General features: G+C 69.3%; 19 protein-coding genes. 15 read left to right on the forward strand and 4 right to left on the reverse strand.

What is annotated here, in order from left to right:
• Nucleotides 1-22 precede the first annotated feature (22 nt).
• The 3 genes from ACFC1I_RS12995 to ACFC1I_RS13005 are packed head-to-tail and all read left to right on the forward strand — an operon-like array spanning nucleotide 23 to nucleotide 3055.
• Nucleotides 23-700 (forward strand): response regulator transcription factor, encoded by a 678-nt coding sequence (locus ACFC1I_RS12995; protein WP_376009913.1) that lies wholly within the window; start codon nucleotides 23-25, stop codon nucleotides 698-700.
• Nucleotides 690-1940 carry a sensor histidine kinase gene (locus ACFC1I_RS13000; protein WP_376009915.1) on the forward strand — a complete coding sequence of 417 codons (1251 nt, stop codon included), beginning with the start codon at nucleotides 690-692 and terminating at the stop codon, nucleotides 1938-1940. Before ACFC1I_RS12995 ends, ACFC1I_RS13000 begins: the two co-directional genes overlap by 11 nt.
• The gene (locus ACFC1I_RS13005; protein WP_376009918.1) at nucleotides 1937-3055 is read left to right on the forward strand and encodes a hypothetical protein; all 1119 of its coding nucleotides are present in this window, start codon (nucleotides 1937-1939) and stop codon (nucleotides 3053-3055) included. The genes ACFC1I_RS13000 and ACFC1I_RS13005 overlap by 4 nt, the downstream gene beginning before the upstream one ends.
• Nucleotides 3056-3443: 388 nt before the next feature.
• On the opposite strand, the gene ACFC1I_RS13010 is transcribed toward ACFC1I_RS13005, so the two are convergent.
• Nucleotides 3444-3686 carry an acyl-CoA carboxylase subunit epsilon gene (locus ACFC1I_RS13010; RefSeq protein WP_376009920.1) on the reverse strand — a complete coding sequence of 81 codons (243 nt, stop codon included), beginning with the start codon at nucleotides 3684-3686 and terminating at the stop codon, nucleotides 3444-3446.
• Nucleotides 3683-5272 carry an acyl-CoA carboxylase subunit beta gene (locus tag ACFC1I_RS13015; RefSeq protein WP_376009923.1) on the reverse strand — a complete coding sequence of 530 codons (1590 nt, stop codon included), beginning with the start codon at nucleotides 5270-5272 and terminating at the stop codon, nucleotides 3683-3685. The genes ACFC1I_RS13010 and ACFC1I_RS13015 overlap by 4 nt, the downstream gene beginning before the upstream one ends.
• 112 nt (nucleotides 5273-5384) lie before the next feature.
• Here ACFC1I_RS13015 and ACFC1I_RS13020 point away from each other — a divergent pair, with 112 nt between their 5' ends.
• The 7 genes from ACFC1I_RS13020 to ACFC1I_RS13050 all read left to right on the forward strand — a co-directional run bounded on the left by ACFC1I_RS13020 (nucleotide 5385) and on the right by ACFC1I_RS13050 (nucleotide 13838).
• Nucleotides 5385-6194: a biotin--[acetyl-CoA-carboxylase] ligase gene (locus tag ACFC1I_RS13020; RefSeq protein ID WP_376009926.1), complete on the forward strand. Its 810-nt coding sequence runs from the start codon at nucleotides 5385-5387 to the stop codon at nucleotides 6192-6194.
• Between the two features lie 80 nt (nucleotides 6195-6274).
• Nucleotides 6275-6859 carry a PH domain-containing protein gene (locus ACFC1I_RS13025; RefSeq protein ID WP_376009929.1) on the forward strand — a complete coding sequence of 195 codons (585 nt, stop codon included), beginning with the start codon at nucleotides 6275-6277 and terminating at the stop codon, nucleotides 6857-6859.
• Nucleotides 6860-6922: 63 nt separating this feature from the next.
• Entirely contained in the window at nucleotides 6923-8059 is a 1137-nt protein-coding gene (locus ACFC1I_RS13030) for a 5-(carboxyamino)imidazole ribonucleotide synthase (protein WP_376009932.1), read from the forward strand.
• Nucleotides 8060-8165: 106 nt separating this feature from the next.
• Nucleotides 8166-8633, forward strand: coding sequence for a 5-(carboxyamino)imidazole ribonucleotide mutase (purE, locus tag ACFC1I_RS13035; RefSeq protein WP_376010866.1), 468 nt, complete (start codon nucleotides 8166-8168; stop codon nucleotides 8631-8633).
• Nucleotides 8630-10114, forward strand: a complete 1485-nt coding sequence (locus tag ACFC1I_RS13040; RefSeq protein ID WP_376009935.1) for an LCP family protein — start codon at nucleotides 8630-8632, stop codon at nucleotides 10112-10114. The genes purE and ACFC1I_RS13040 overlap by 4 nt, the downstream gene beginning before the upstream one ends.
• A gap of 3 nt (nucleotides 10115-10117) precedes the next feature.
• Nucleotides 10118-11248, forward strand: coding sequence for a glycosyltransferase (locus tag ACFC1I_RS13045; RefSeq protein ID WP_376009937.1), 1131 nt, complete (start codon nucleotides 10118-10120; stop codon nucleotides 11246-11248).
• Between the two features lie 130 nt (nucleotides 11249-11378).
• Complete coding sequence (locus ACFC1I_RS13050) at nucleotides 11379-13838, forward strand: hypothetical protein (RefSeq protein ID WP_376009939.1); 2460 nt, start codon at nucleotides 11379-11381, stop codon at nucleotides 13836-13838.
• Between the two features lie 149 nt (nucleotides 13839-13987).
• On the opposite strand, the gene ACFC1I_RS13055 is transcribed toward ACFC1I_RS13050, so the two are convergent.
• A complete protein-coding gene (locus ACFC1I_RS13055; protein ID WP_376009941.1) occupies nucleotides 13988-15397 on the reverse strand; it encodes a sugar nucleotide-binding protein in 1410 nt (469 codons plus the stop codon).
• Nucleotides 15397-16395 carry a dTDP-glucose 4,6-dehydratase gene (gene rfbB, locus ACFC1I_RS13060; RefSeq protein WP_376009943.1) on the reverse strand — a complete coding sequence of 333 codons (999 nt, stop codon included), beginning with the start codon at nucleotides 16393-16395 and terminating at the stop codon, nucleotides 15397-15399. Before rfbB ends, ACFC1I_RS13055 begins: the two co-directional genes overlap by 1 nt.
• A gap of 71 nt (nucleotides 16396-16466) precedes the next feature.
• On the opposite strand from rfbB, the gene rfbA reads away from it, so the two are divergent.
• From rfbA to ACFC1I_RS13085, 5 genes are all read left to right on the forward strand, one after another.
• A complete protein-coding gene (gene rfbA, locus ACFC1I_RS13065; RefSeq protein ID WP_376009945.1) occupies nucleotides 16467-17339 on the forward strand; it encodes a glucose-1-phosphate thymidylyltransferase RfbA in 873 nt (290 codons plus the stop codon).
• A gap of 104 nt (nucleotides 17340-17443) precedes the next feature.
• Nucleotides 17444-19294, forward strand: coding sequence for a rhamnan synthesis F family protein (locus tag ACFC1I_RS13070; protein ID WP_376009948.1), 1851 nt, complete (start codon nucleotides 17444-17446; stop codon nucleotides 19292-19294).
• Nucleotides 19291-21231: a rhamnan synthesis F family protein gene (locus ACFC1I_RS13075; RefSeq protein ID WP_376009951.1), complete on the forward strand. Its 1941-nt coding sequence runs from the start codon at nucleotides 19291-19293 to the stop codon at nucleotides 21229-21231. The genes ACFC1I_RS13070 and ACFC1I_RS13075 overlap by 4 nt, the downstream gene beginning before the upstream one ends.
• A 38-nt stretch (nucleotides 21232-21269) precedes the next feature.
• Nucleotides 21270-22184: an ABC transporter permease gene (locus tag ACFC1I_RS13080; RefSeq protein ID WP_376009954.1), complete on the forward strand. Its 915-nt coding sequence runs from the start codon at nucleotides 21270-21272 to the stop codon at nucleotides 22182-22184.
• A gap of 2 nt (nucleotides 22185-22186) precedes the next feature.
• Nucleotides 22187-23395, forward strand: a complete 1209-nt coding sequence (locus ACFC1I_RS13085) for an ABC transporter ATP-binding protein (protein ID WP_376009957.1) — start codon at nucleotides 22187-22189, stop codon at nucleotides 23393-23395.
• Nucleotide 23396: the final 1 nt, after the last annotated feature.

Genomic DNA, 23396 nt, shown 5'->3' on the forward strand with positions numbered 1-23396 from the left:
CTCTCGTCGCTAGGCTGGCGGCATGACGCGGGTGGCCTTCATCGACGACCATGAGTCGGTCCGGCTCGGCCTCGAAGCGGCGTGCGCCCGCGCCGAGACCATGAATGTCGCCTTCTCGGGCAGCACGGTCACCGAGTACGTCGACTGGCGCGCGTTCTCGCGTCAGGCGCCCGCAGACGTGGTCGTGCTCGATCTGACGCTCGGTGACGGCACCACCGTCACCGAGAACGTGCGACGCCTCGTGCTCGACGGGTCGAGCGTCATCATCCACAGCGTCGCCGACCGGCCCGCGGCGGTGCGCGAGGCGCTCGCCGCGGGAGCTGCGGGGGTCGTCAGCAAGTCGTCGCCCATCGGCGACGTCATCGCCGCGGTGCGGACCGTCGCACGCGGCGAGCCGCTCAACAACGTCGAATGGGCCAGCGCCGTCGAGGGCGATCGCGCCTTCGCCGACGCCCAGCTGTCCGCGCGCGAGCGGGATGTGCTGCGCCTCTACGCGGCCGGCCTGCCGCTCAAGGTCGTCGCCGACCGACTCGGGGTCGCGTACTCGACCGCGAAGGAGAACATCACGCGCATCCGCGTCAAGTACGTCGAGGTGGGGCGTCCCGCGCCGACCAAGATCGATCTGCTGCACCGCGCCGTCGAGGACGGGATCCTCGTCGAGCCCTCTGCCGACCCGGGAGACGCCACGCGTGGCCGCTGACGCCCAGACCGGCGTGCTCGACACGGCGTGGGGGCAGATCCCGCACTCGCCGCAGACGACCGCAGGGATCGGGTCGTTCACCCGCTCCCGCGTCGAGCGCATCATCTCGCTCGTCGCCGGCGGGTTCGGCTCGCTGATCCTCGGTCTCCAGTCCTTTCTGAGCGCCCTCGGCCCGGCTCCGGAGCGCCCGGGATGGCACGTCCCGCTGATGATCGTCGTCTTCGGCGCCCTCGGCGTGATGGTGCTGGCCTGCGTGATCGGGCGCGGTGTGCGCCCGGCGGCCGGCGCGTTCGCGATCGTCTACGTCCTCGTGCTGATGGTGTGGCCGATCGCGACGGCCGGTGTGATCGCGCCGACCACCGACGAACCGTGGATCTGGTACCTGCTGAACCTCGCGACCCTGGCCGCGGTGCTCGCCTTCCCCTTCCCGATGCAGATCGCGTTCACGATCGCGCTGCCGCTGCTGTTCGGTGTCGTCCGCATGATCCAGGTGGGCTTCGAGCCCACGTACTGGCCGGTCGTGATCCTGGACGTGACGTTCGCGCTCATCCTGGGCGGGATCATCCTCACGCTGGGGTGGCTCTTCCGGTCGGTGGCGGTGAACGTCGACAAGACCCGCGCGCAGGCGGTCTCCTCGTACGCGCAGGCCGCCGCGGCCGACGCCGCCGAGCAGGAGCGCGTCGCGGTGGCGGCTTTGATGCACGACAGCGTGCTCGCGGCGCTGATCGCCGCCGAGCGGGCGACCACCGCACGCGAGCGCACCCTGGCCGCGACGATGGCACGGGAGGCCCTAACCCGCCTCGCCAACACCGAGCAGGACGAGCACGAGGGCCCCGACGAACCGTGGGCGCCGGCTGTGCTCGCCGAGGAGATCGCCCAGGCCGCCCGCGAGCTGGGGGTGGACGTCGACGTGCAGCGCGAGATCGACGCCGACGCCCCACCCATCCCCGGGCGCGTGGCGCGCGCCCTCACGCTCGCCGCGACGCAGGCCGTCGCGAACGCGGTCCAGCACGCCGGCGGGGCCGGGCTGGGCGTTGCGCTGCGCGCCGCCTACGGCACCGTCCGCGTCGAGGTGCACGATGCCGGCGAGGGGTTCGACCTGGACGCGGTCCCCGATGACCGCCTCGGAATCCGGGCGTCGATCATCGCGCGCGTCGCCGCGGTCGGGGGTCGCTCCGATCTCGAGTCGGGGCCGCATGGCACCGTCGTGCGGCTGACTTGGCAGGAGCCGTCGTCATGATCAGCGTCAAGAACGTCCTCACCGTGCTGGGCGTCGCGTTCACCGCCTACTTCGCCGCGCGAGGTCTGCTGTGGGCGGGCCAGTCGATCCCGCAGCCGCTCGTCATCGTCGTCGCGGTCGGCATGTACCTCGCGGTCACGTGGCTCTGCATCTTCTGGCAGCCGGCCTCTCAACGCCCCGCATCGCGCGCCCGTGCGGCGCACTCCGCGGACGGTGCGCCGGGCGAGAGCCTCGAGGCGCTGGCCGCGCCGCACACCGCGGGCGAAGGCATCCGTGGCCCGCTCCCGCTGCCCGTGACCGCCCAGGTGCTCGCGCTGGCCTGCGCGGTCATCGTGCCGAACGCGATCCCCATCGCCGTCGGCGAGACATCCCGCATGGTGTCCTTCGCAACCTGGTACCTCGGGGGCATCGGTGCGCTCATGACCATCGTCATGGTGCGTCGTCGCCCCTGGACGGCCTGGGCGGGGATCGCGTTGCTCACGATCGCGTCGTTCCTCTGGATGGGCCCGGTCAACGCGCTCGCGCTCGGACTCGTCGGCTCCATCGTGTGGGTCACGTGCGCGCAGCTGCTGGTGTTCTCGATGGACCGTGCGGCGCGCGACACCTCGCGGCTCACACGCCTGCAGCGGGCCGCCACCGGCTGGCAGACGTCGCAGGTCGTGCGCCAGCGCGAGCGGCGCGTGCAGGTGCAGCGGGCGCTCGCGATCGCGGGTCCTGTGCTCACGCGCACCGTCGCGCACGCCGGCGTGCTCACCGACGCCGACCGGCTCGAGGCCCGCATCGCCGAGGGCCGGCTGCGCGACGAGATGCGCGGACCGCGCCTGCTCGACGACGAGGTGCGCGCCGAGCTGGAGCGCGCGCGGCGCCGCGGCGCCAACGTCACCGTCCTCGACGAGGGCGGACTCGACGACGTCGACGACGAGACCCTCGGCATCATCCGCGCCCAGCTGGCCGAGGCGCTGCGCTCGGCGAGCTCCGAACGCCTCTACATCCGCACCTCGCCCGACGAGCGCGTCGCCGTCACCGTGGTCGGTCGCTCGCCCTCGGTGGGTGCGCCGAGCGACGAGGACTCCGTCGACCTCTGGCGCGAGATCCCGCACCCCGGCAGGGTCTGACCCTCCCGCCTCGATCGACCCTCAGGAGGGGCGGGCGGCCGGATACGTCGGTGCCGAGGCGCCCGATCGGCGCCGTCACAGGGCAGACTCGCTCCCCGCCGGAAAGGGGGAGGGGATTCCTGGCGGAGAGCGGGAGCTGAAGGAGGCGAGGGGCGGCGAAGCCGCCCGCCCCTCGCCTGCGCGAACGGTTACCCGAAAACCGTCCGCATGGCCGGATCCGGGGCATCCGCTCAGCGGTGCCGGATCGACCGAACGCAGAAGCGTTCCAGCGGAACAAGTATCTCGGGGTTGCAAGAGGTGTGTCTGTAGGTATTTCGGGGGACAAACCCGTCGACCCGTGGACAGGGTCCAGAAAACCGCGAGTGCTCACGCCTCGGCGGTCAGAGCGTCAGCCGAACCGGCCCCAGCCCAGATCGCGGTTCAGCGGCTGCCGGAGCGCACGCTGCGAGAGCTCCCACGCCGTGCGGGTCTCGCGGTCGTCGGCGACGGCCTCGGCCGCCTCGCCCGTGTACGCCTCGCTCACGACGGCGATGAGCGCGGCGAGTTCCTCCTCCGTGGGAGCACCACGGAGGACTTCGATCGTCGGACCCTGGGGCGCAGCATCCATCCCGGCGTCGCCTGCGTTGCTCACAGCGGGATGTTCCCGTGCTTCTTGGGGGGCAGGCTCGCGCGCTTGCCGCGGAGGGCGCGGAGGGCCTTGGCGATCGAGACGCGGGTCGCGGCCGGCTCGATGATGCCGTCGAGCTCGCCGCGCTCGGCCGCGAGGAACGGGGAGGCGACGTTGTAGGTGTACTCGTTCGCGAGGCGCGTGCGGACGGCGGCGACGTCTTCGCCGGCCTCCTCGGCCTTCTTGATCTCGCCGCGGTAGAGGATGTTGACGGCGCCCTGGCCGCCCATCACCGCGATCTCGGCCGTCGGCCACGCGAGGTTGACGTCGGCGCCGAGCTGCTTCGAGCCCATGACGATGTACGCGCCGCCGTAGGCCTTGCGGAGGATCACGGTCACCAGCGGCACGGTCGCCTCGGCGTAGGCGTAGAGGAGCTTCGCGCCGCGGCGGATGACGCCGGTCCACTCCTGGTCGGTGCCGGGAAGGTAGCCGGGCACGTCGACGAGCGTCACGATCGGGAGCGAGAACGCGTCGCAGAACCGCACGAAGCGGCTGGCCTTCTCGCCGGCCTCGATGTTGAGCGTCCCGGCCATCTGCGACGGCTGGTTGGCGATGATGCCCACCGAGCGGCCCTCGATGCGGCCGAAGCCGATGACGATGTTCGGGGCGAACAGCGGCTGCACCTCGAGGAAGTCCTCGGCGTCGACGATGCCGCGGATCACCTGGTGGATGTCGTACGGCTGGTTGGGCGAGTCGGGGATGATCGCGTTCAGTGCGCGGTCGGCATCCGTCGTCTCCCACTCGAAGCCCGTCTCGTAGACCGGCAGCTCCGCCATGTTGTTGTCGGGGAGGAAGCTGAGCATCGAGCGGACGTAGTCGATCGCGTCGTCCTCGTCTTCGGCGAGGTAGTGCGCGACGCCCGAGCGGGTGTTGTGCGTGTGCGCGCCGCCGAGCTCCTCCATGCCGACGTCCTCGCCGGTCACGGTCTTGATGACGTCGGGGCCGGTCACGAACATCTGGCTGGTCTTGTCCACCATGACGACGAAGTCGGTGAGGGCGGGGGAGTACACCGCGCCGCCCGCGGCCGGGCCCATGATGATCGAGATCTGCGGGATGACGCCCGACGCGCGGGTGTTGAGGCGGAAGATCTCGCCGTACTTGCCGAGCGCGACGACGCCCTCCTGGATGCGCGCGCCGCCGGAGTCGAGGATGCCCACGATCGGGATGCCGCTGCGGAGCGCGAACTCCATCACCTTGATGATCTTCTCGCCGGCGACCTCGCCGAGCGAGCCGCCGAAGGTCGAGAAGTCCTGCGAGTAGACCGCGACGGTGCGGCCGTGGATCGTGCCGACGCCGGTCACGACCGAGTCGCCGTAGGGGCGCGAGCGGTCCATGCCGAAGGCGGTGGTGCGGTGGCGCACGTACTCGTCGAGCTCGACGAAGCTGCCGGTGTCGAGGAGCTGCTCGATGCGCTCGCGCGCCGTGCCCTTGCCCTTCGCGTGCTGCTTCTCCTTCGCAACCTCCTCGGGGTCGAGGACGGCCTCCTGGAAGCGTGCGCGGAGGTCGGCGATCTTGCCGGCGGTCGTCGAGAGGTCGGGCTGCTCGGTCACGGATTCCACCCTATCGGCGGGCTCGTCCGATCTGTTGGAGGGTTCGCACAAGGGGTTGCGGCATCCGCTGTTCGTCCCCGGAGTCGTGCGGCAGAGGCGTAGCGTGAGGACCATGCCGATCTCGTCCGAAGGTTTTCCGCTCGCCGCCGCCGTGAGCCCGCGCGTCCAGGTCGTCGAGACCACGGACTCCACCAACGCCGACGTCATCCGGCACGTCACCGACGCGGCGCACGAGTGGCCGCACCTGTCGTTGCTGCTGACCAACGATCAGCGCGCCGGCCGCGGGCGGCTCGACCGCACGTGGGTGACGCCGCCGGGCTCGGCGCTCGCGGTCTCGGTGGTCGTCGACGTGTCGGCCCTTCCCGTCACCGCGCGCGGGTGGATCCCGCTGATCGCGGGCGCGGCGATGACCCGCGCGATCGCCGCGCAGCTGCGCGGTTCGGCGCACTCCGCCACCCTCAAGTGGCCGAACGACGTGCTCCTCGACGGGTCGAAGCTCTGCGGCATCCTCGCGGAGGTCGTGCCGGGGCATCCTGATTCCGTGGTGATCGGGTCGGGCGTGAACACCCGGATGGCGTCCGTCGACCTCCCCGTGTCGACCGCGACGTCGTTCGCCGCCGCCAACCTGACCTGCGACGAGGACCGCCTGCTCGCCGACTACCTGGGTGCCCTCGACGAGCAGCTGAAGGCGCTCGGCGCCGCCGGGGGAGACGCGGCGGCCTCGGGAGTGCTCGCCGAGGTCGAGGCCCTGTGCAGCACCCTCGGAAGCGACGTCTCGGTGTCGCTGCCGGACGGCGACACCCTCTGGGGCCGGGCGCAGCGCATCGATCCCGACGGCCGCCTGGTGGTCGTGCAGGACTCCGAGTTCGAGAGCGTCGTGTCGGCCGGGGACGTCGTGCACGTGCGGAGCCGCCCGGCCTGAACCGATCGCCGGGCACCCGGTCATGACGCACATCGGCGGGTGCGCACCGGACTGTCAGCCCCGCACCGCACAATGGGGACATGACGCAGCCGACGAGCTACGGCGGCAGGCCGCTGACGCCCGCCCCCGGCGCGCCCACGCCTGAGCTGCTCGTCGCGCGCTTCCGCGCCCATGCCCGGCGCCTCGCCTGGTCGGCGCTGGTGCTGATCGTCGTGGCTGGCGCGGTCGGCTACTTCTACGGCAATCTCCCGGCACCCTTCGAGAATTGGATGCTGCTGGCCGCCGCGGCGCTCGTGGTGCTGTTGCTCGTCGTGCTGCCGTATCTGTCGTGGCTGGGCCACATCTACACGATCACCACGCGCCGCGTGATGGAGCGGCGCGGAGTGTTCGCGGCCAAGCGGCGTGAGCTGGCGCACGTGCGCGGCTACACGCTCAAGGTGAGCCGCGGCCTGCTGCCGCGCATGTGGGGCGCCGGCACGATCACGCTGACGAACGGGGTCGACGAGCCGCTGAAGCTCGCGAACATCCCGAGCGTCGAGCTCGTGCACGAGGCGCTCGTCGACCAGGTCGAGGTGAATCAGATCCTCGCGCACCGCGACGCCCAGACGCTTCCGCCGGGGCCCCAGCCGGTCGTTCCGCCGAAGCCCCCGCTGCCGCAGGCCTGACGCGGCGCGTTCATCGTCCTGCGGGTGCGGGATGATGGAGGGAGGCTTACGAGAGGGAATGGCATGGCGCTGCGAGTCGGAGTCGTCGGGGGTGGGCAGCTGGCCCGCATGATGATCGCGCCGGCGGTCGAGCTCGGGGTCGAGATCCGGGTGCTCGCCGAAGACGAGGGGATGTCGGCATCCCTCGCCGCAACCGCCGTCGGCGACTACCGCGACGCCGAGACCGTGCTCGCCTTCGCCCGCGGCGTGGACGTCGTCACGTTCGACCACGAGCACGTGCCGCAGGACGTGCTCGCCACCCTGGTCGGCGAGGGCATCGCGGTGCACCCCGGCCCCGACGCGCTGAAGTTCGCGCAGGACAAGCTGGTCATGCGCGCGCGCCTGCAGGAGCTCGGGATGCCGCAGCCCGACTGGGCGGCCGTCACCGACGCCGACGAGCTGCAGGCCTTCATCGACGACCACGGCGGACGCGCTGTCGTGAAGACCCCCCGCGGCGGTTACGACGGCAAGGGCGTGCGGGTCGTCTCGGCCGGCACCGAGGCCGACGACTGGTTCGCGACCCTCGCCGAGGACGCACACGGCGGCGCCCTGCTCGTCGAGGAGCTCGTCGACTTCACGCGCGAGCTGGCGCAGCAGGTCGCGCGTCGCCCGTCGAGTGCGGTGCGCGCGTACCCCGTGGTCGAGACCGTGCAGCGCGACGGTGTGTGCGCCGAGGTGATCGCCCCCGCTCCGCACTCCAGTGAGCGTCTGCAGCAGGTCGCCGCCGAGATCGGCGTCTCCATCGCCGAGGGCCTGGGCGTGACCGGGATGCTGGCCGTCGAGCTCTTCGAGACCACCGACGAGCGTCTCCTGGTGAACGAGCTCGCGATGCGCCCGCACAACAGCGGCCACTGGAGCCAGGACGGCGCCGTGACGAGCCAGTTCGAGCAGCACCTGCGCGCCGTGCTCGACCTGCCCCTCGGCGACACCGACCCGGTCGCCGGATGGGCCGTGATGGTCAACATCCTCGGCGGCCCGGTGGAGGAGTCCCTCGACGCCCGCTTCGCCGCCGCGATGGACGAGCACCCCCAGGCCAAGGTCCACACCTACGGCAAGGCGCCGCGCCCCGGCCGCAAGGTCGGTCACGTCAACGTCGTCGGCGACGAACTCGATGACGTGGCGTACCAGGCTCGGGCCGCAGCATCCTTCTTCCTGGACTGAACTGCCCGGAAGCGCGCCGTTGCGGGGAGTTTCCAGCCACGACCCCTACCCTTGACGGGTGACTGCGCCCCTACATTCCTCCGAGGCGCCGCTCGTCGGCGTCGTCATGGGCTCCGACTCCGACTGGCGGGTCATGAGCGACGCCTCGCAGGCGCTCACCGACTTCGGCATCCCGCACGAGGTCGAGGTCGTGTCGGCGCACCGCACGGTCGACAAGCTGGTCCGGTACGGGCGTGAGGCTCGAGGCCGAGGCCTCCGGGTTCTCATCGCGGGCGCCGGAGGTGCCGCGCACCTCCCGGGCATGCTCGCCTCCCTCACCGCGCTTCCGGTGGTCGGGGTTCCGGTGCAGCTGGCGACGCTCGACGGCATGGATTCGCTCCTCAGCATCGTGCAGATGCCGGCCGGCATCCCGGTCGCCACCGTCTCGATCAACGGCGCGAAGAACGCCGGGCTCCTCGCCGCACGCATCCTCGGGGCATCCGATCCCGTGATCGCCGACCAGGTCGAGGCGTACGCCCGCGACCTCGAAGCCCAGGTCGAAGAGAAGAACCGGCGGCTCAAGGAGTCCCTGTGAGCGTCATGAGCGCGCCGCGCACCAGCGCCCGCCCGTCAGGGCCGGGCGTCGTCGAGGAACGCCCGATGCGGAACCCGGATGCCTCGTCCCGCGCGGTGATGACGCGTCGCGGGTGGTGGCTGGTCGGGCTGAACTTCCTCATCCCTGGTTCTGCGCAGGTGCTCGCGGGAAACCGCAGGCTCGGCCGCTTCGGCATCGGCGCGACCCTCGTCATGTGGGTGCTGCTCGTCGTCGCGCTGCTGTTCGCCCTGCTCGCTCCGACGGCCGGGCTGAGCATCGTGACGAGCGCGTGGCTGCCCGACTTCCTCGGGCTCCTCCGCCCTCTGCCGCTGCTCATCGCGCAGGCGCTGCTCATCGCGTACGCGGTCCTGTGGCTCGTGCTCACCATCGACACGCTGCGGCTCGTGCGGCTGGTCAAGACCGGGGGCATCGCGCGGTTCGCGATCGCGCTCGTGGCTGTCGGGCTGCTCGTGGTCGCGAGCGGGACCGCGGTGATCGCGTCGAACGCGGTCGGCACGGTGCGTTCGACGATCAGCTCGATCTTCGGGGCGAGCGGGCCGACCGTGCCGCCGGACGACGGCTACTACAACGTCCTGCTGCTCGGCGCCGACAGCGGCGAGGGCCGCGACTCGATGAGGTTCGACAGCATCTCGGTGGTGTCGGTGAACGCGGCCACGGGAGCGACGACGATCACGGGCATCCCTCGCGACATGCCGAACTTCCCGTTCGCCGCAGGCCCGATGCAGGACGCGTACCCCGACGGCTTCCAAGGCCACGGCGACCCGAGCTGCGGGTGGGGGAGCGGCGTCAACCAGCTGACGAACGCCGTGGAGCAGTGCCGTGAGGACCGCGGGAAGGGGCTGTACCCGGATGCCGAGGCCCAGGGTTCCACCCCGGCGATCGAGGCGACCAAGGATGCGGCCGAAGGCATCCTCGGGATCAAGATCCCGTACTACGTCTTCGTCGACATGCACGGCTTCGCGTCGCTCGTGGACGCGCTCGGCGGCGTCGACATCAACGTGGTCGAGCGGCTGCCGAAGGGCGGCCCGCCCGAGGGCGTGGATTCCCACAACGTCGACGCGTGGGCGACCGGGTGGATCGAGGCCGGCCAGCAGCACATGGACGGCGACACCGCCCAGTGGTACGCCCGCTCCCGTTACACGACGAGCGACTTCGACCGCATGCGCCGTCAGCGCGAGCTGCAGGAGGCGATCCTCGCGCAGTTCACGCCGGACGTCGTGCTGACGCGGTTCCAGGACGTCGCGGCCGCCGGCGCCGACATCGTGCAGACGGACCTCCCGCAGTCGCTGATCCCGACGCTCGTCGATCTCGCCGTGAAGGCGAAGGAGGAGCCGGTGCAGACGATCGAGCTGACGCCTGCCGGTGGCATCGACGAATACAACCCGGACTGGGCGTACATCGCGCAGCTGGTGCAGACCACGCTGCACCCGCCGACTCCCACCCCCGCCCCCGAGGGCTGACCGATGGTGGCTACGCTGCGCGTCGTGCTCGACCAGGTGGTCGCGCCTACGGAACCCCAGATCGCAGAGGCGTCCCTCGAGCTCGCGCGGGCGCTGGTGATCGGCGCGCCGTCGGGATGCGAGGTCGAGGCGATCGCGCCCGCCGGCGGGGTCGACGGCGCGCTCGATGCGGTGCCGGGGCTGGCGGGGGTCAGGCGGACGGCGTTGCAGCGGCGCGAACTCGCGGCTGCGCTGCAGCTGGGGGTCGGGACAGGCATCGGCGGGGGCATGATCCATTCGCCGTCGCTGTTCGCTCCGTTGGTGCGCCACGATCGGGTGCACGACCATGACCAGACGGTGGTGACCGTGTGGGATCTGCGGCCGTGGGAGGCGCCTTCCGAGCTGCCGCGGGCCGTGGTCGCGTGGCACAAGGCGATGCTGAAGCGCGCGGTGAAGCACGCGGATGCCGTCGTCGTCCCGACCCACTCGCAGGCTGCACGGCTGGTCGAGATCGCGCCGGCCCTGCGGGACCGGGTCCGGGTGATCGCAGGGTCCTCCCCGCTCGGCTTCGCGGTGCCTGTGGATGAGGTCGGGCGCCGGCGCTCGCTCGATGTCCCCGAGGGATTCGTGCTGCTCGCCGGCGGTCCGCTGGGGTCGGAGGATCTGGATGCCGGACTCGCTGCGGTGGCAGCATCCGGTGTCGATCTGCCCGTGGTCGTCATCGACGTCGACGAGGGCCACGAACCAGCGGTCGCTGACCTTGCCTCGGCGGCGGGCGTGCCCGAGCGGGCGCTGCACGTGCGCGGGGTGCTGTCCGCGGAGGACCGCGCTGCGGTGTTCGGAGCGGCCGTCGCGTTCGTGGCGCCGTCGCGGCGGGCGGCATTCCCCTGGCGGATCGTCGATGCCCTGACCCTCGGCGTGCCGGTGATCGCCGCTTCATCTGCGGTGCACGACGAGGTGGTGTTCGACGGAGGCCCGCTGATCCCGGCTGCCGACACGGCGGAGCTGTCGGAGGGACTCGGAGCCGCGCTCGCTTCGGGCCTCGGCTCGACGGCTGCGGCCGAACGGCTCGCCGTGCTCTCGGGGGATCGAGGTCGTTCTTTCTCGTGGCGCGAGGCCGCGGACAAGGTCTGGGCCCTGCACGCGGAGCTGTAGCGGCGCGAGCGGTTCTTCGGCGAGGCGCAGCGTCACCACCAGTCGCATACGTCACACTGTTCACGTGGCTGCAGGTTCCAGGGGGGAACGCCGTGTGTTCGCGCGGCGTCGTATCAGTGTTGTCGCTGCGGTGCTGAGCCTGATCGGCGCCCTGTTGCTGGCGCCGGCGATCGGCGAGAGTGATCCCGCAGCGGCGGCTTCGGCACCCTCGGTGCCGGCCGCGGTGCCGGGGAACATCGCGAAGATGGCCGATCTCTCGCAGTTCCAGCCCGGGCTCATCATCAGCGACGCGAAGTTCTTCGACCGCAGCACGATGAGCGAGGCGCAGATCCAGCAGTTCCTGCAGTCCAAGGTGCGCACGTGTCAGAGCGGGTACGTCTGCCTGAAGGACTGGTACGACACGTCACGTGCCACGAGCGCGGATGCGATGTGCGGCGCCTACGCCGGGGGCACCCGCGAACGCGCCTCCACCATCATCTACAAGGTCGCGCAGGCCTGCGGCATCAATCCGCAGGTGATCCTGGTCATGCTGGAGAAGGAGCAGGGCCTGGTCACCCACACCTGGCCCTCGGACTGGCGGTACACGATCGCCATGGGGCAGGGGTGCCCTGATACCGCGGCGTGCGACACCCGGTACTACGGATTCTTCAATCAGGTGTACGGCGCCGCGTGGCAGCTGAAGCGCTACGCCAACCCGCCCGGGACCAGCCAGTACTTCACGTGGTACGCGCCGGGCAAGACCTGGAACGTGCGCTGGCACCCGAACGCGGCCTGCGGGTCGGCGCCTGTTCGCATTCAGAACCAGGCGACCGCGAATCTGTACTACTACACGCCGTACCAGCCGAACCCGGCGGCGATCCGAGCCGGATACGGCGAGGGCGATGCCTGCTCGAGCTACGGCAATCGCAACTTCTTCCAGTTCTTCACCGACTGGTTCGGTTCGACGACGGGTGGCGGGAACCCGTTCGGCAACGTCGAATCGATGCAAGGCGACTCCGGATCCGTGCGCCTCACGGGCTGGGCCGCCGACCCCGATACGAAGAACCCCATCGAGATCCATGTCTACGTCGGCTCGAGCGGCAAGGCCTTCGTCGCGGGCAACGAGCGACCTGATGTCGGCGCCGCCTATCCTGCCGTCGGTTCCAAGCACGGCTTCGACGTGCGAGTGACGGTGCCGGCCGCGGGGACTCACAACGTCTGCGTCTACGGCATCAACGTCGGCGTCGGCGTGAACCAGCTCCTGGGCTGCAGCTCCGTCACCGTCAACGGGCCGATCGACGGCGGCAGCGCCCCCATCGGCCACCTCGAGTCGCTGACGGTGAACGGCTCCAAGGCCACGGTGACGGGGTGGGCCATCGATCCGGATACGACTTCCCCCATCCGCGTCCGGGTGACCGTCGGGAAGACGACGACCGAGGTGACCGCCAACCGGGCACGTCCCGATGTCGGCGCCGCCTACCCCGCATCGGGACCGAACCACGGCTTCTCGGCACAGGTGACCCTGCCGGTGGGGACATCGAAGGTCTGCGCGGTGGCGGTGAACACGGGTGTCATCGGCGGCAACACCTCCCTCGGCTGCCGCGAAGGCACGGTGAAGCCCCCGACACCGACGGTCAACCAGGCCCCGATCGGCAGCTTCGAGTCCGCCGCGGCTTCCTCGGGTTCCCTCACCATCGCCGGGTGGGCGCTCGACCCCAATGTGACCACCCCGATCCAGGTCCACGTGTACGTGAACGGCGTGGGCAAGGCGTACACGGCCGACGTGTCGCGTCCGGACGTGGCCGCGGCGTATCCCGGGTACGGCGATCGACATGGCTTCGTCGTCCAGGTCCCTGCCTCATCCGGCACGCATCAGGTGTGCGTCTACGCGATCGACGATGCGGGAGGGGCGAACCCGACTCTGGGTTGCCGTTCGGTGACCGTGTCGGCGCCCACTCCCACCGTCAACCACGCGCCGATAGGGAACTTCGAGTCGATCGGAGCCTCGGCGACATCGCTCACCATCGCCGGGTGGGCCATCGATCCCAATGTGACGACCCCGATCGAGGTCCACGTGTACGTGAATGGTGTGGGCAAGGGCTACACCGCAGATGTGTCGCGGCCGGACGTCGCGGCGGCGTATCCGGGGTACGGCGATCGGCACGGCTTCGTGGTCCAGGTGCCGGCCTCGACGGGGACGCACCAGGTCTGCGTGTACGCGATCGACAGCGCCGGCGGGGCGAACCCGACCTTGGGCTGTCGCTCCGTCACCGTGTCGGCGCCGGCACCCGCGGCCAACAGGGCACCGTTCGGGAACTTCGAGGCGGTGTCCGTCGCATCGGGCGCGCTGACCGTCTCGGGCTGGGCGATCGATCCCGACACCACGGCCCCGATCGCCGTGCACGTCTACGTCGACGGCACGGGGCGGGCCTTCAACGCCAACCTCTCACGTCCGGATGTCGCGGCGGCCCACCCTGCATCGGGTGATGCTCACGGGTTCGTCGCGACGATGCCGGCTTCCCCCGGCGCACATCGCGTCTGCGTCTACGCGATCGACAGCGCCGCAGGGGTGAATCCTGCTCTCGGTTGCCGCGATGTCACCGTGCCCTAGGCGCAGCCGCCGGGGACGGTGCGCACGCGCCGATGCCGGAGAGCCTGCGCGCCGAGGAGATCGAGCCTGAGCGTCAGTGCCTGCACAGAGAACCCCCACGGGCGACGAACGTCGCCGGTGGGGGTTCCTCGTTCTCCCGACGGGAGACGTCAGACGGTGAGGTACTTCCGCAGACTGGCCGAGGCGTCGGCCGGTTCGAAGCCCGTCGCCCGGATCTTGGTCAGGTCGAGCACGCTGTTGCGCGGCCGCGGTGCGACCGGCCCCGCAGCTGCGGCGAAGTACTCCTCGGTGCTCACCCCGGTGACGCGCGAGGGGTCGTGGCCGGTGAGCTCGAAGACCTGGCCGGCGATGGCAGCCCACGTCGTGGGCTCGCCTTCGCCGGTGACGTTGTAGGTGCCGAACGCGGGACCGGAGCGAAGGAGGTGGGCGATGGCCCGCGCGATCTCCGAGGTGAAGGTGAGCCGACCGCGCTGATCGTCGACGACCTTGGGGTCGATTCCGCGCTCCGCCAGCGACGCCATGGTGCCGACGAAGTTCTTGCCGTCACCGATGACCCAGCTGGTGCGGATGATGTAATGCCGGGGCGTGGTCGCTGCCGCCGCATCGCCCGCAGCCTTCGTCTGGCCGTAGACGCCCAGCGGTGCCAGGGCGTCGTCCTCCGTGTAGGCCGTGCTGCTGCTCCCGTCGAAGACGTAGTCGCTCGACACGTGGACGAGGGTGAGTCCGTTCGACGTGGCGATGCGAGCCAGAGCGGCCACGGCGGTCGCATTCGCGGCCCACGCGTCCTTTCGGCCGGCGGGCGTCTCCGCCGCGTCCACCGCGGTGTACGCGCCTGCGTTGATGATGACGCCGTAGTCGCGCCAGCGGCGAGCCGACTCGGCATCGCCGGCGGTGAGATCGAACTCCGCCCGCGTCGCGTACTCGATGTGCCCCGCGTCCCCGAGCTCTGCGCGAAGCGCGCGCCCCAGCTGGCCGCCGGCCCCCAGGACCAGGATCTTCCGGGGCGGCACGGGAGCGACATCGGCCAGCCTCGGGTGGGCGAGGTCCTTCGGCGAGATCTCGACGTCGCTCAGGGGAATGGGCCACGCGATCGCAGCAGTCTCGTCTGCGAGGTTGAGGAAGGCGTACTCGGCGTCCGGCGACCAATGGTCGTTGACGAGATAGGTGTACGCGGTGTTCTCTTCGAGCGTCTGATAGGAGTTGCCGACGCCCCGGGGGACGAAGATCGCCTTCGAGGGGTCGAGCTCGACCGTGAAGGTCGCGCCGAAGCTGGGTCCCTCTCGGAGATCCACCCACGCGCCGAAGATGCGGCCGGTGGCCACCGACACCCATTTGTCCCACGGCTCGGCGTGGATGCCTCGCGTGGTTCCCACGGCGTCGTTGAACGAGATGTTGTTCTGCACCGGTCCGAAATCCGGAAGACCGAGCGCCGTCATCTTCTCGCGCTGCCAGTTCTCCTTGAACCATCCGCGCGAGTCGCCGTGAACCGGCAGGTCGTACACGACCAGGCCGGGGATGTTCGTCTCGAACCGGGCGAGCGCCTTGCCGAAGTCCTCCATCACTGGCCATTCGACGCGTAGAAGGCTTCGACGCCGTCCTTGGCCGGCGACCACCAGTCCTCATTCGCGCGGTACCAGTCGATGGTGGCGGCGAGGCCGTCTTCGAAGCCGCCGTACGCGGGCGCCCAGCCGAGCTCCTCACGCAGCTTCGTGGAATCGATCGCGTAGCGCAGGTCGTGTCCTGCGCGATCGGTCACGTGGTCGTACGCGTCGCGCGGCATCCCCATCAGGTGGAGGATCAGCTCGACGACGTCCTTGTTGTTCCTCTCGCCGTCGGCTCCGATCAGATACGTCTCGCCGATCACGCCCTTGTCGAGGATCGTCAGCACCGCCGACGAGTGGTCGTCGGCGTGGATCCAGTCGCGGACGTTCTCGCCCGCACCGTAGAGCTTGGGACGGATGCCGCGGATGACGTTGGTGATCTGGCGCGGGATGAACTTCTCGACGTGCTGGTAGGGACCGTAGTTGTTCGAGCAGTTCGAGATGGTGGCACGGACGCCGAACGAGCGCACCCAGGCGCGCACCAGCAGGTCGCTGCCGGCCTTCGTGGAGGAGTACGGCGACGACGGGTTGTAGGGCGTCTGCTCCGTGAAGCGCTCGGGGTCGTCCAGTTCGAGGTCGCCGTAGACCTCGTCCGTCGAGATGTGGTGCAGGCGCCGGTCGTGCTTGCGAGCCGCTTCGAGCAGCGTGTAGGTGCCGATGATGTTCGTGTCGAGGAACGGGCGCGGATCGTGCAGCGAGTTGTCGTTGTGGGACTCCGCGGCGTAGTGCACGACGGCATCCACCTGGGAGAACAGCTCGTCCACGAGCGGCGCGTCGGCGATGTCGCCCTGTACGAAGGTGAAGCGGTCCGCGGGCAGCCCGCCCAGTGAGGCGCGGTTGCCGGCGTAGGTCAGCTTGTCGAGGACCATGACGTGGTCATCGGTGTGCTCGAGAACGTGGTGCACGAAGTTCGAGCCGATGAAGCCGGCGCCACCAGTGACGAGGAGTCTGCGCATCAGACCAGGATACCGGGCGGTCGCGGGCACCCAGGTTTGCCGCAGTTCCGCACATGCCGGAGACTAGAGGCATGCGTGGCATCATCCTGGCGGGCGGCACGGGTTCGCGACTTCACCCCATCACCCTCGGAATCTCGAAGCAGCTCGTGCCCGTGTACGACAAGCCGATGATCTATTACCCGCTGTCGACGCTGATCCTCGCGGGCATCCGCGACATCCTGGTCATCACCACCCCCCAGGACTCCGACCAGTTCCAGCGACTGCTCGGCGACGGCTCGCGATTCGGCGTGTCGATCACCTACAAGACGCAGCCCTCCCCGGACGGGCTGGCGCAGGCGTTCATCCTGGGCGAGGACCACATCGGCGACGACACCGCTGCTCTCGTGCTGGGCGACAACATCTTCTACGGGCAGGGCATGGGCACGCGCCTGCGCCAGTACGCGGACATCGATGGCGGAGTCGTCTTCGGGTACTGGGTCGACGATCCGACCGCGTACGGTGTCGTCGAGTTCGATGGCTCGGGCAACGTGGTGTCTCTCGAGGAGAAGCCCACGCAGCCGAAGAGCAACTACGCCGTTCCCGGTCTGTACTTCTACGACAACGATGTCGTCGAGATCGCCAAGAGCCTCAAGCCCTCGCCCCGAGGCGAGCTCGAGATCACCGACGTGAACAAGGTCTACCTCGAGCGCGGCGACCTCAAGGTCGAGCTGCTCCCGCGCGGCACGGCGTGGCTCGACACCGGGACCTTCGATTCGCTCAGTGAGGCGACGGACTTCATCCGCACGGTCGAGAAGCGCCAGGGGCTGTCGATCGGCTGCCCCGAGGAAGTCGCCTGGCGCATGGGCTTCCTGACCGACGAAGAACTCCGGAAGCGTGCCGAACCGCTCGTCAAGAGCGGCTACGGCGCGTACCTGCTCAAGGCGCTGCAGCAGGGCACGAGCTGAGGGCGCCGGACGGACCGATGATCGTCGACTCACGCAGCGAATCGGATCCTGGCGCAGAGACCACGAGGCTCGTGGTCTACGCGATCTCCCGCGGGGGTGATCGCGTGGACGACTACATCCTTCACGCGCTCGCGGCGCTGCGCCCTCACGCGACGCGCCTGGTCGCCGTCGTCCCCTCCGACGCGAGCGGCGTCGTGACCGCCGTGCTGGCCCAGACCTGCGACGACGTCCGGGTGAGCGACTCGTCGCGATTCGATCCCGTCGACTACGCGGCAGCGGTTCGGGCATCGACGAGTTCGGGCCCGTTCGACGAGGTTGTCCTCACCGGGGACTCGTGGTTCGGGCCGATCTCGGACTTCGCGCCCGTCCTGCGCAGGATGGCGGACGTCGCGTGCGCGGCCTGGGCGATGGTCGAGAACGCGGCAGGCATGCCGACGACCTTCCCGGAGGCCGGATTCGAGCACCAGACGCTGCCGTGGGCGTGGACGGTGCTGCGCACCGAGGTCTTCGCTTCCGGGGCGTGGGCCTCGTACTGGCGCGCACCGTCGAGGGTTGCCGACGCGCAGGAGGAATCCCGGTTCCTCGAGCATCTCGCCGGCGGTGGCGCGTCGATCGCCTTCGCGTTCCCCGCCGCGGACTTCGCCTCTGCCGACCCGGGGCTGTTCTCGTCGTCTCTCCTGCTCGAGGCCGGATGCCCGTTCCTGCTGCGCACCCTGTTCCTCCAATACCCGCCCCACCTCGATCGATTCGCCGTCATCGGGCGGGAGATCCTCGCGCAGGTCGACGACCTCGGCTTTCCGATGCCGCTCATCTGGCAGAATCTCGCGCGCACCGTGCAGCCGAAGGCGCTGTACGCGATCGGGGGCATGCTGGAGGTGCTGCCCGACGTCGATCTCGGCTACGACCCCGATCGCCCGTTCCGCATCGCGGTGATCGTGCACGCGAGCGACGTCGACAACGTGCCCGAGGTCTTCGCCCGCCTCTCGAATCTGCCCACCGCCTACGACCTGTACGTCACGACGACGGACGGCAAGCGCGCAGAGAAGCTGCAGCGCATGCTCGAACGACGCGAGGATGCGAACCTCGCGTCTGTCGACGTGCGTGTCACGCCCTCCAACCGTGGGCGAGACATGAGCGACTTCTTCGTGGGATGCCGGGACGTGCTTCTCAGCGGCGAATACGACCTGGTGATCAAGGCCCACTCGCGCCGCACGCGGGACAAGACCGTGAACGTGCGCAGGTACTTCCGGCGCTACCAGTACGACAATCTGCTTCACAGCCCCGGATACGTCGCGAATCTGCTCGCGATGTTCCAACGCGAGCCCGGCCTCGGCGTGGTGTTCCCGCCGATGATGCACATCGGCTACTCGATCATGGGGAACGCCTGGGGCGGGCTTCGCGACACGGCGGAGACGCTCGCCCGGGATCTCGGCATCAGCGTCCCGTTCGACAAGATCTCGCCTCTGGCGCCCTTCGGGGGGATGTGGATCGGACGGCCGGAGGCCCTCGCCCCGCTGACGGCCAGGCGTTGGCAGTTCCGGGACTACGGCAAGCGGACGGGGCAGTCCTATCGGAACCTCGCGCGCGTGCAGGAGCGGCTCATCGCCTACGCGGGAGCAGAGCTGGGCTACCACACCCGGACGGCGCTCACGCGTGAGCATGCGGCGATCAGCCACACGATGCTCGAATCGAAGGTCGACGGTCTCTTCGCCAACACGAGGGGATGGCCGGTCGAGCAGATCGCCCTCATGCAGCGCGCGGGGGACGCCGGCCACCTGGGCACGGTCGCGCTCGCACGCATGTACATCCGACTCAATCACCCGCGGCTCTCGCGGATCACGATGCCGCTGTTCGAGATGGCGCTGCGGGCCGTGGTGGTGCTCAAATACGGCCGTCGCGGAGTGCACATCTTCACGTCGGTCATGACGGGTCGAACGCCGGAGGGCCGACGATGAAGACCGCAGAGCTGATCACGTTCCCGACGAAGGACGCGGCGGAGTTCCCCGACGGCGGCCGTCGCCTGCTCGTCTACGTCGTCTACGACGTGCGGGGCGACGTCGAGGAGTACATCCCCTACGCGCTGTCGCACCTGCGCGAGCACTGCGCCACGGTCCTCGTCGTGGTGAACGGGGTGCTCACCGACCTCGGCAGATCGCGACTGGAACCCGTCTCCGACCAGATCATCGTGCGCGAGAACCGCGGATACGACATCTGGGGGTACAAGGCGGGACTGGACGCCGTCGGCGAGTCCATCGCCGACTACGACGAGGTTCTTCTGGCCAACGACACGTGGTTCGGCCCGGTCCGACCCTTCGGGCCGATGTTCGAACGGATGGATCGCAGCGCCCTGCACTTCTGGGGCATGACGGACCACGTGCGGGTCGAGCCCAATCCCTTCACCAACACGGGCTATCTGCCCTACCACCTGCAGTCCTACTGGGTGGCCGTGCGGCGCGACATGTTCCTCTCGGAGGACTGGCTCGCCTACTGGCGCGACCTTCCGCAGATGGACACGTACGCGGACGCCGTCGTGAAGCACGAGGGCATCTTCACCGAGCACTTCACCGACCTGGGCTATGTCGGCGAGGTAGCCTTCCCGACTCTCACGGACCGCGTCGAGAACCACGCCGTGCTGTACGCGGAGCAGCTCATCCGCGCGGGATGCCCCACGCTCAAGCGGCGGCCGTTCTTCCAGTGGCCGGCGTATCTCGACCACCTGGCGGTCATCGGCCGGTGGACGCTCGAAGCAGTCGAGGAGTTCGGCTATCCGATCGACCTGGTCTATGCGGACCTGGCGCGCAACGTCGAGCCGCGCACGCTCAACGCGGATGCCGCGATGCTCGAGGTGCTTCCCGACGAGCCGGTCGACTACGACCCCGACTCGCCGCAGCGCATCCTCGTCCTCGCCCACGTCTTCTACCCGGAGATGACCGATGAGATCCTCGACCGCGCGGACTTCCTGCCGGGCGACTACGACCTCGTCATCACCACGCCTGACGACGAACGCGCCGAACGTATCCGCAGCGCGCTCGCCGCGCGCGAGCCGCGAGGCGCCGCAGAGGTACGGGTCGTAGCATCCAACAACGGCCGCGACCAGGCCGCATTCCTGATCGGATGCCGCGACCTGCTGCTGAGCGGCGATCATGACCTGGTCGTGAAACTCCACTCGAAGAAGACGCCGCAGGACGCCTACAACGTCGGGCAGCATTTCAAGCGGCAGCAGTTCACCAACCTGCTGAACAGCCCCGGCTACGCCGCCAACCTGGTCGGTCTCTTCCAGCGCGAGCGCGGGCTCGGCCTGGTGTTCCCGCCGACGATCCACCTCGGCTACCCGAGCCTCGGTCATGGCTGGTGGGCCAACAAGCCGCCTTTCCGGACGCTCGCCGCTGAGCTCGGCATTCGCGTACCCGTCGACGAGGTGTCGCCCCTCGCGCCCTTCGGCTCGATGTTCGTCGCACGCCCGGAGGCACTGCGCATCCTCGTCGCACACGAGTGGACGTATGAGCAGTTCGGCGGGGTCGAGGCGTATCAGGACGGCGGTCTGGCGCATGTCCTGGAGCGCATGCCGGTGTACGCGGCGGGGGAGCTGGGGTTCCACAGCCGCACGGTGGCCAATCGCGAGTATCTCGGCTCGAGCTACGCGGCGCTCGATTACAACTTCGACCAGTTCTCGAGCACGCTGCACGACAGCACCATGCAACAGATCCAGCTGCTGAACGCCGCGGGACCCATGGAGTATGGAACGCTGACCGACTTCGCACGCATGTTCGCGCGACTGCGCCGACCGGCATCCGAGGCGGCGCTGGTCGCCGCGGCGGAGCGGATCCTGCGCGTCCGCAGCGCGCTCGGACGCGTAAGGTCTGCGGTCCGCCGCCGGCTCCCTCATCGCTGAACTGCGCAGCGATGCCCCCCGGTTAGGATTGTCCAGTTATGCCCGATTTCATCCCCGCCGCTGAAGCGCGCTTCGCCCGGCTCTCCGCGCTGCCGATGCGCAGCGTCGGCTCGCTCGGGTCTGGTCTGGACGGCTTCGTACGGCCGGTCCGCGAGATCTTCGCCCATCGTGAGATGCTCGGACTCCTGGTCCGGCGCGATCTGAAGGCGAAGTACAAGGACTCCGCTCTGGGGTTCCTCTGGGCGCTGGCCCGCCCCCTGGTGCAGCTGGCCATCTACTACGTGGTGCTCGGCCACTTCCTGCAGGCGGCGCGGGGGATCCCTGACTTCGCTGTCTACGTGTTCGCGGGTCTGACGGCGATGGGGCTGTTCCAAGAGATCGCGGTGGGTGGCACCGGTTCGATCATCGCGAACGCCGGCCTCGTCAAGAAGGTCTACATGCCGCGCGAGGTGTTCCCCCTCGCCAGCACAGGCTCGGCCCTGTTCAACTTCGGCGTACAGATCGTGGTCCTCCTGCTGGCGACACTGCTGGTCGGCAAGCCGCCGTTCCACTGGGAGTTCTTCTACGCCGTTCCGTCCCTCGCGGTGCTGCTGGTCTACGGGTTGGCGTTCGCCCTGCTGTGCTCGGCGCTCAACGTCTACCTGCGAGACATGCAGTACCTCGTCGAGGTGGCGACGTTGCTGCTCTTCTGGATGTCGCCCGTGGTGTATTCATGGCAGATGGTGGCGTCGATCATCACCAATCCCGTCCTGCTCGACATCTACACCAACAACCCGCTCACGCTCGCGGTCCTCGGGTTCCAGGAAGCGTTCTGGGTTGCCGGCGGTGATGTCGAGCAGCCGTCGAACCTGCTGTTGCGGCTGCTGATCGCCCTGGTGATCGGCCTCGTGCTGCTGCTGCTCAGTCACCGTGTCTTCCTGCGGCTGCAGGGCGACTTCGCCCAGGAGCTGTGAGAATGACGACCCCCCGCGCCGCATCCGGTTCATCGCGCCCCGAGGTCGTGCGGATCTCGAACGTCTCGAAGAGGTTCACCGTCCGCAAGGACTCCTCTCTCAAGGAGCGTGTGATCACGCTCGGGCGTGCCGGGCGTGCGCACAAGCAGGACTTCTGGGCTCTCAGCGACGTCAGTCTCGACATCCGGGCAGGCAACACGATCGGACTCATCGGGCACAACGGGTCCGGCAAGAGCACGCTGTTGAAGGTGATCGGCGGCATCATCCAGCCGACCTCCGGAACCGTCGAGCAACGCGGTCGCATCGCGGCGCTGCTCGAACTCGGCGCCGGATTCCACCCCGACCTCACGGGTCGAGAGAACGTCTTCCTGAACGCCTCGGTCCTCGGCCTCACCGCTGAGGAGACCGCCGCCCAGTTCGACGCGATCCTCGAGTTCTCGGGGGTCGGCGAGTTCATCGACACGCAGATCAAGTTCTACTCGTCGGGCATGTACGTGCGGCTCGCATTCGCGATCGCGGTGCACACCGATCCCGACATCCTCCTGGTCGACGAGGTGCTCGCCGTCGGCGACGAGCAGTTCCAGCGCAAGTGCCTCGACAAGATCAGCGAGTTCCAGGCGGAAGGGCGCACGATCATCATCGTGAGCCACGCGCTCGACCAGATCGCGGCGCTGTGCGATCGCGTCGTGGTGATGAACCGTGGCCAGATGGTGTTCGACGGCATTCCGGTCACGGCGATCGAGCGCTTCCGCGAGCTCCTGGCGAACAACGCGGTCGGCGAGGCGCGCCCTGACGAAGTGAGCACGGGTATCGCGATCCAGCGGATCGAGATGATGGGCGCCGCAGGTGACGTGAAGCACGACTTCGCGCTCGGCGAGTCCTTCATGATGCGCTTGCACGTGAAGTCCTACGTGCCGATCGAGGAATGGGCGATCGGCTTCAGCATCGACACGGCCATGGGGCAGATGGCCTTGGCCTCCAACACAGACCTGCTGGGCCAGCGGCTGGCGACGATCGACGGCGAGGCGACGTTCGACGTCGTCGTGGACGGGGCGCAGCTCAGCCCCGGACGTTATGTCGTCAACGCCAACGTCTCCGGCATCAGCGTGAGCGCCTCGCACTCGCTCATGCAGGGCGCGCAATTCACCATCGACGGCACGCCCACGACCATCGGGCCCGTCGCTGCCGCGATCCGCATCGACGAGAGATAGC

Origin of the sequence: Microbacterium sp. NPDC056044 (assembly GCF_042267145.1) — a bacterium.
Taxonomy (GTDB): domain Bacteria; phylum Actinomycetota; class Actinomycetes; order Actinomycetales; family Microbacteriaceae; genus Microbacterium.

Bases quoted from the DNA above. Each gene is read 5' to 3' on its own strand.
- rfbB (WP_376009943.1), bottom strand. From the start codon at position 16,395: ATGCGCAGACTCCTCGTCACTGGTGGCGCCGGCTTCATCGGCTCGAAC.
- ACFC1I_RS13055 (WP_376009941.1), bottom strand. From the start codon at position 15,397: ATGGAGGACTTCGGCAAGGCGCTCGCCCGGTTCGAGACGAACATCCCC.
- ACFC1I_RS13080 (WP_376009954.1), top strand. From the start codon at position 21,270: ATGCCCGATTTCATCCCCGCCGCTGAAGCGCGCTTCGCCCGGCTCTCC.
- ACFC1I_RS13075 (WP_376009951.1), top strand. From the start codon at position 19,291: ATGAAGACCGCAGAGCTGATCACGTTCCCGACGAAGGACGCGGCGGAG.
- ACFC1I_RS12995 (WP_376009913.1), top strand. From the start codon at position 23: ATGACGCGGGTGGCCTTCATCGACGACCATGAGTCGGTCCGGCTCGGC.
- purE (WP_376010866.1), top strand. From the start codon at position 8,166: ATGGGCTCCGACTCCGACTGGCGGGTCATGAGCGACGCCTCGCAGGCG.
- ACFC1I_RS13085 (WP_376009957.1), top strand. From the start codon at position 22,187: ATGACGACCCCCCGCGCCGCATCCGGTTCATCGCGCCCCGAGGTCGTG.
- ACFC1I_RS13030 (WP_376009932.1), top strand. From the start codon at position 6,923: ATGGCGCTGCGAGTCGGAGTCGTCGGGGGTGGGCAGCTGGCCCGCATG.
- ACFC1I_RS13045 (WP_376009937.1), top strand. From the start codon at position 10,118: ATGGTGGCTACGCTGCGCGTCGTGCTCGACCAGGTGGTCGCGCCTACG.
- ACFC1I_RS13020 (WP_376009926.1), top strand. From the start codon at position 5,385: ATGCCGATCTCGTCCGAAGGTTTTCCGCTCGCCGCCGCCGTGAGCCCG.
- ACFC1I_RS13025 (WP_376009929.1), top strand. From the start codon at position 6,275: ATGACGCAGCCGACGAGCTACGGCGGCAGGCCGCTGACGCCCGCCCCC.
- ACFC1I_RS13005 (WP_376009918.1), top strand. From the start codon at position 1,937: ATGATCAGCGTCAAGAACGTCCTCACCGTGCTGGGCGTCGCGTTCACC.
- rfbA (WP_376009945.1), top strand. From the start codon at position 16,467: ATGCGTGGCATCATCCTGGCGGGCGGCACGGGTTCGCGACTTCACCCC.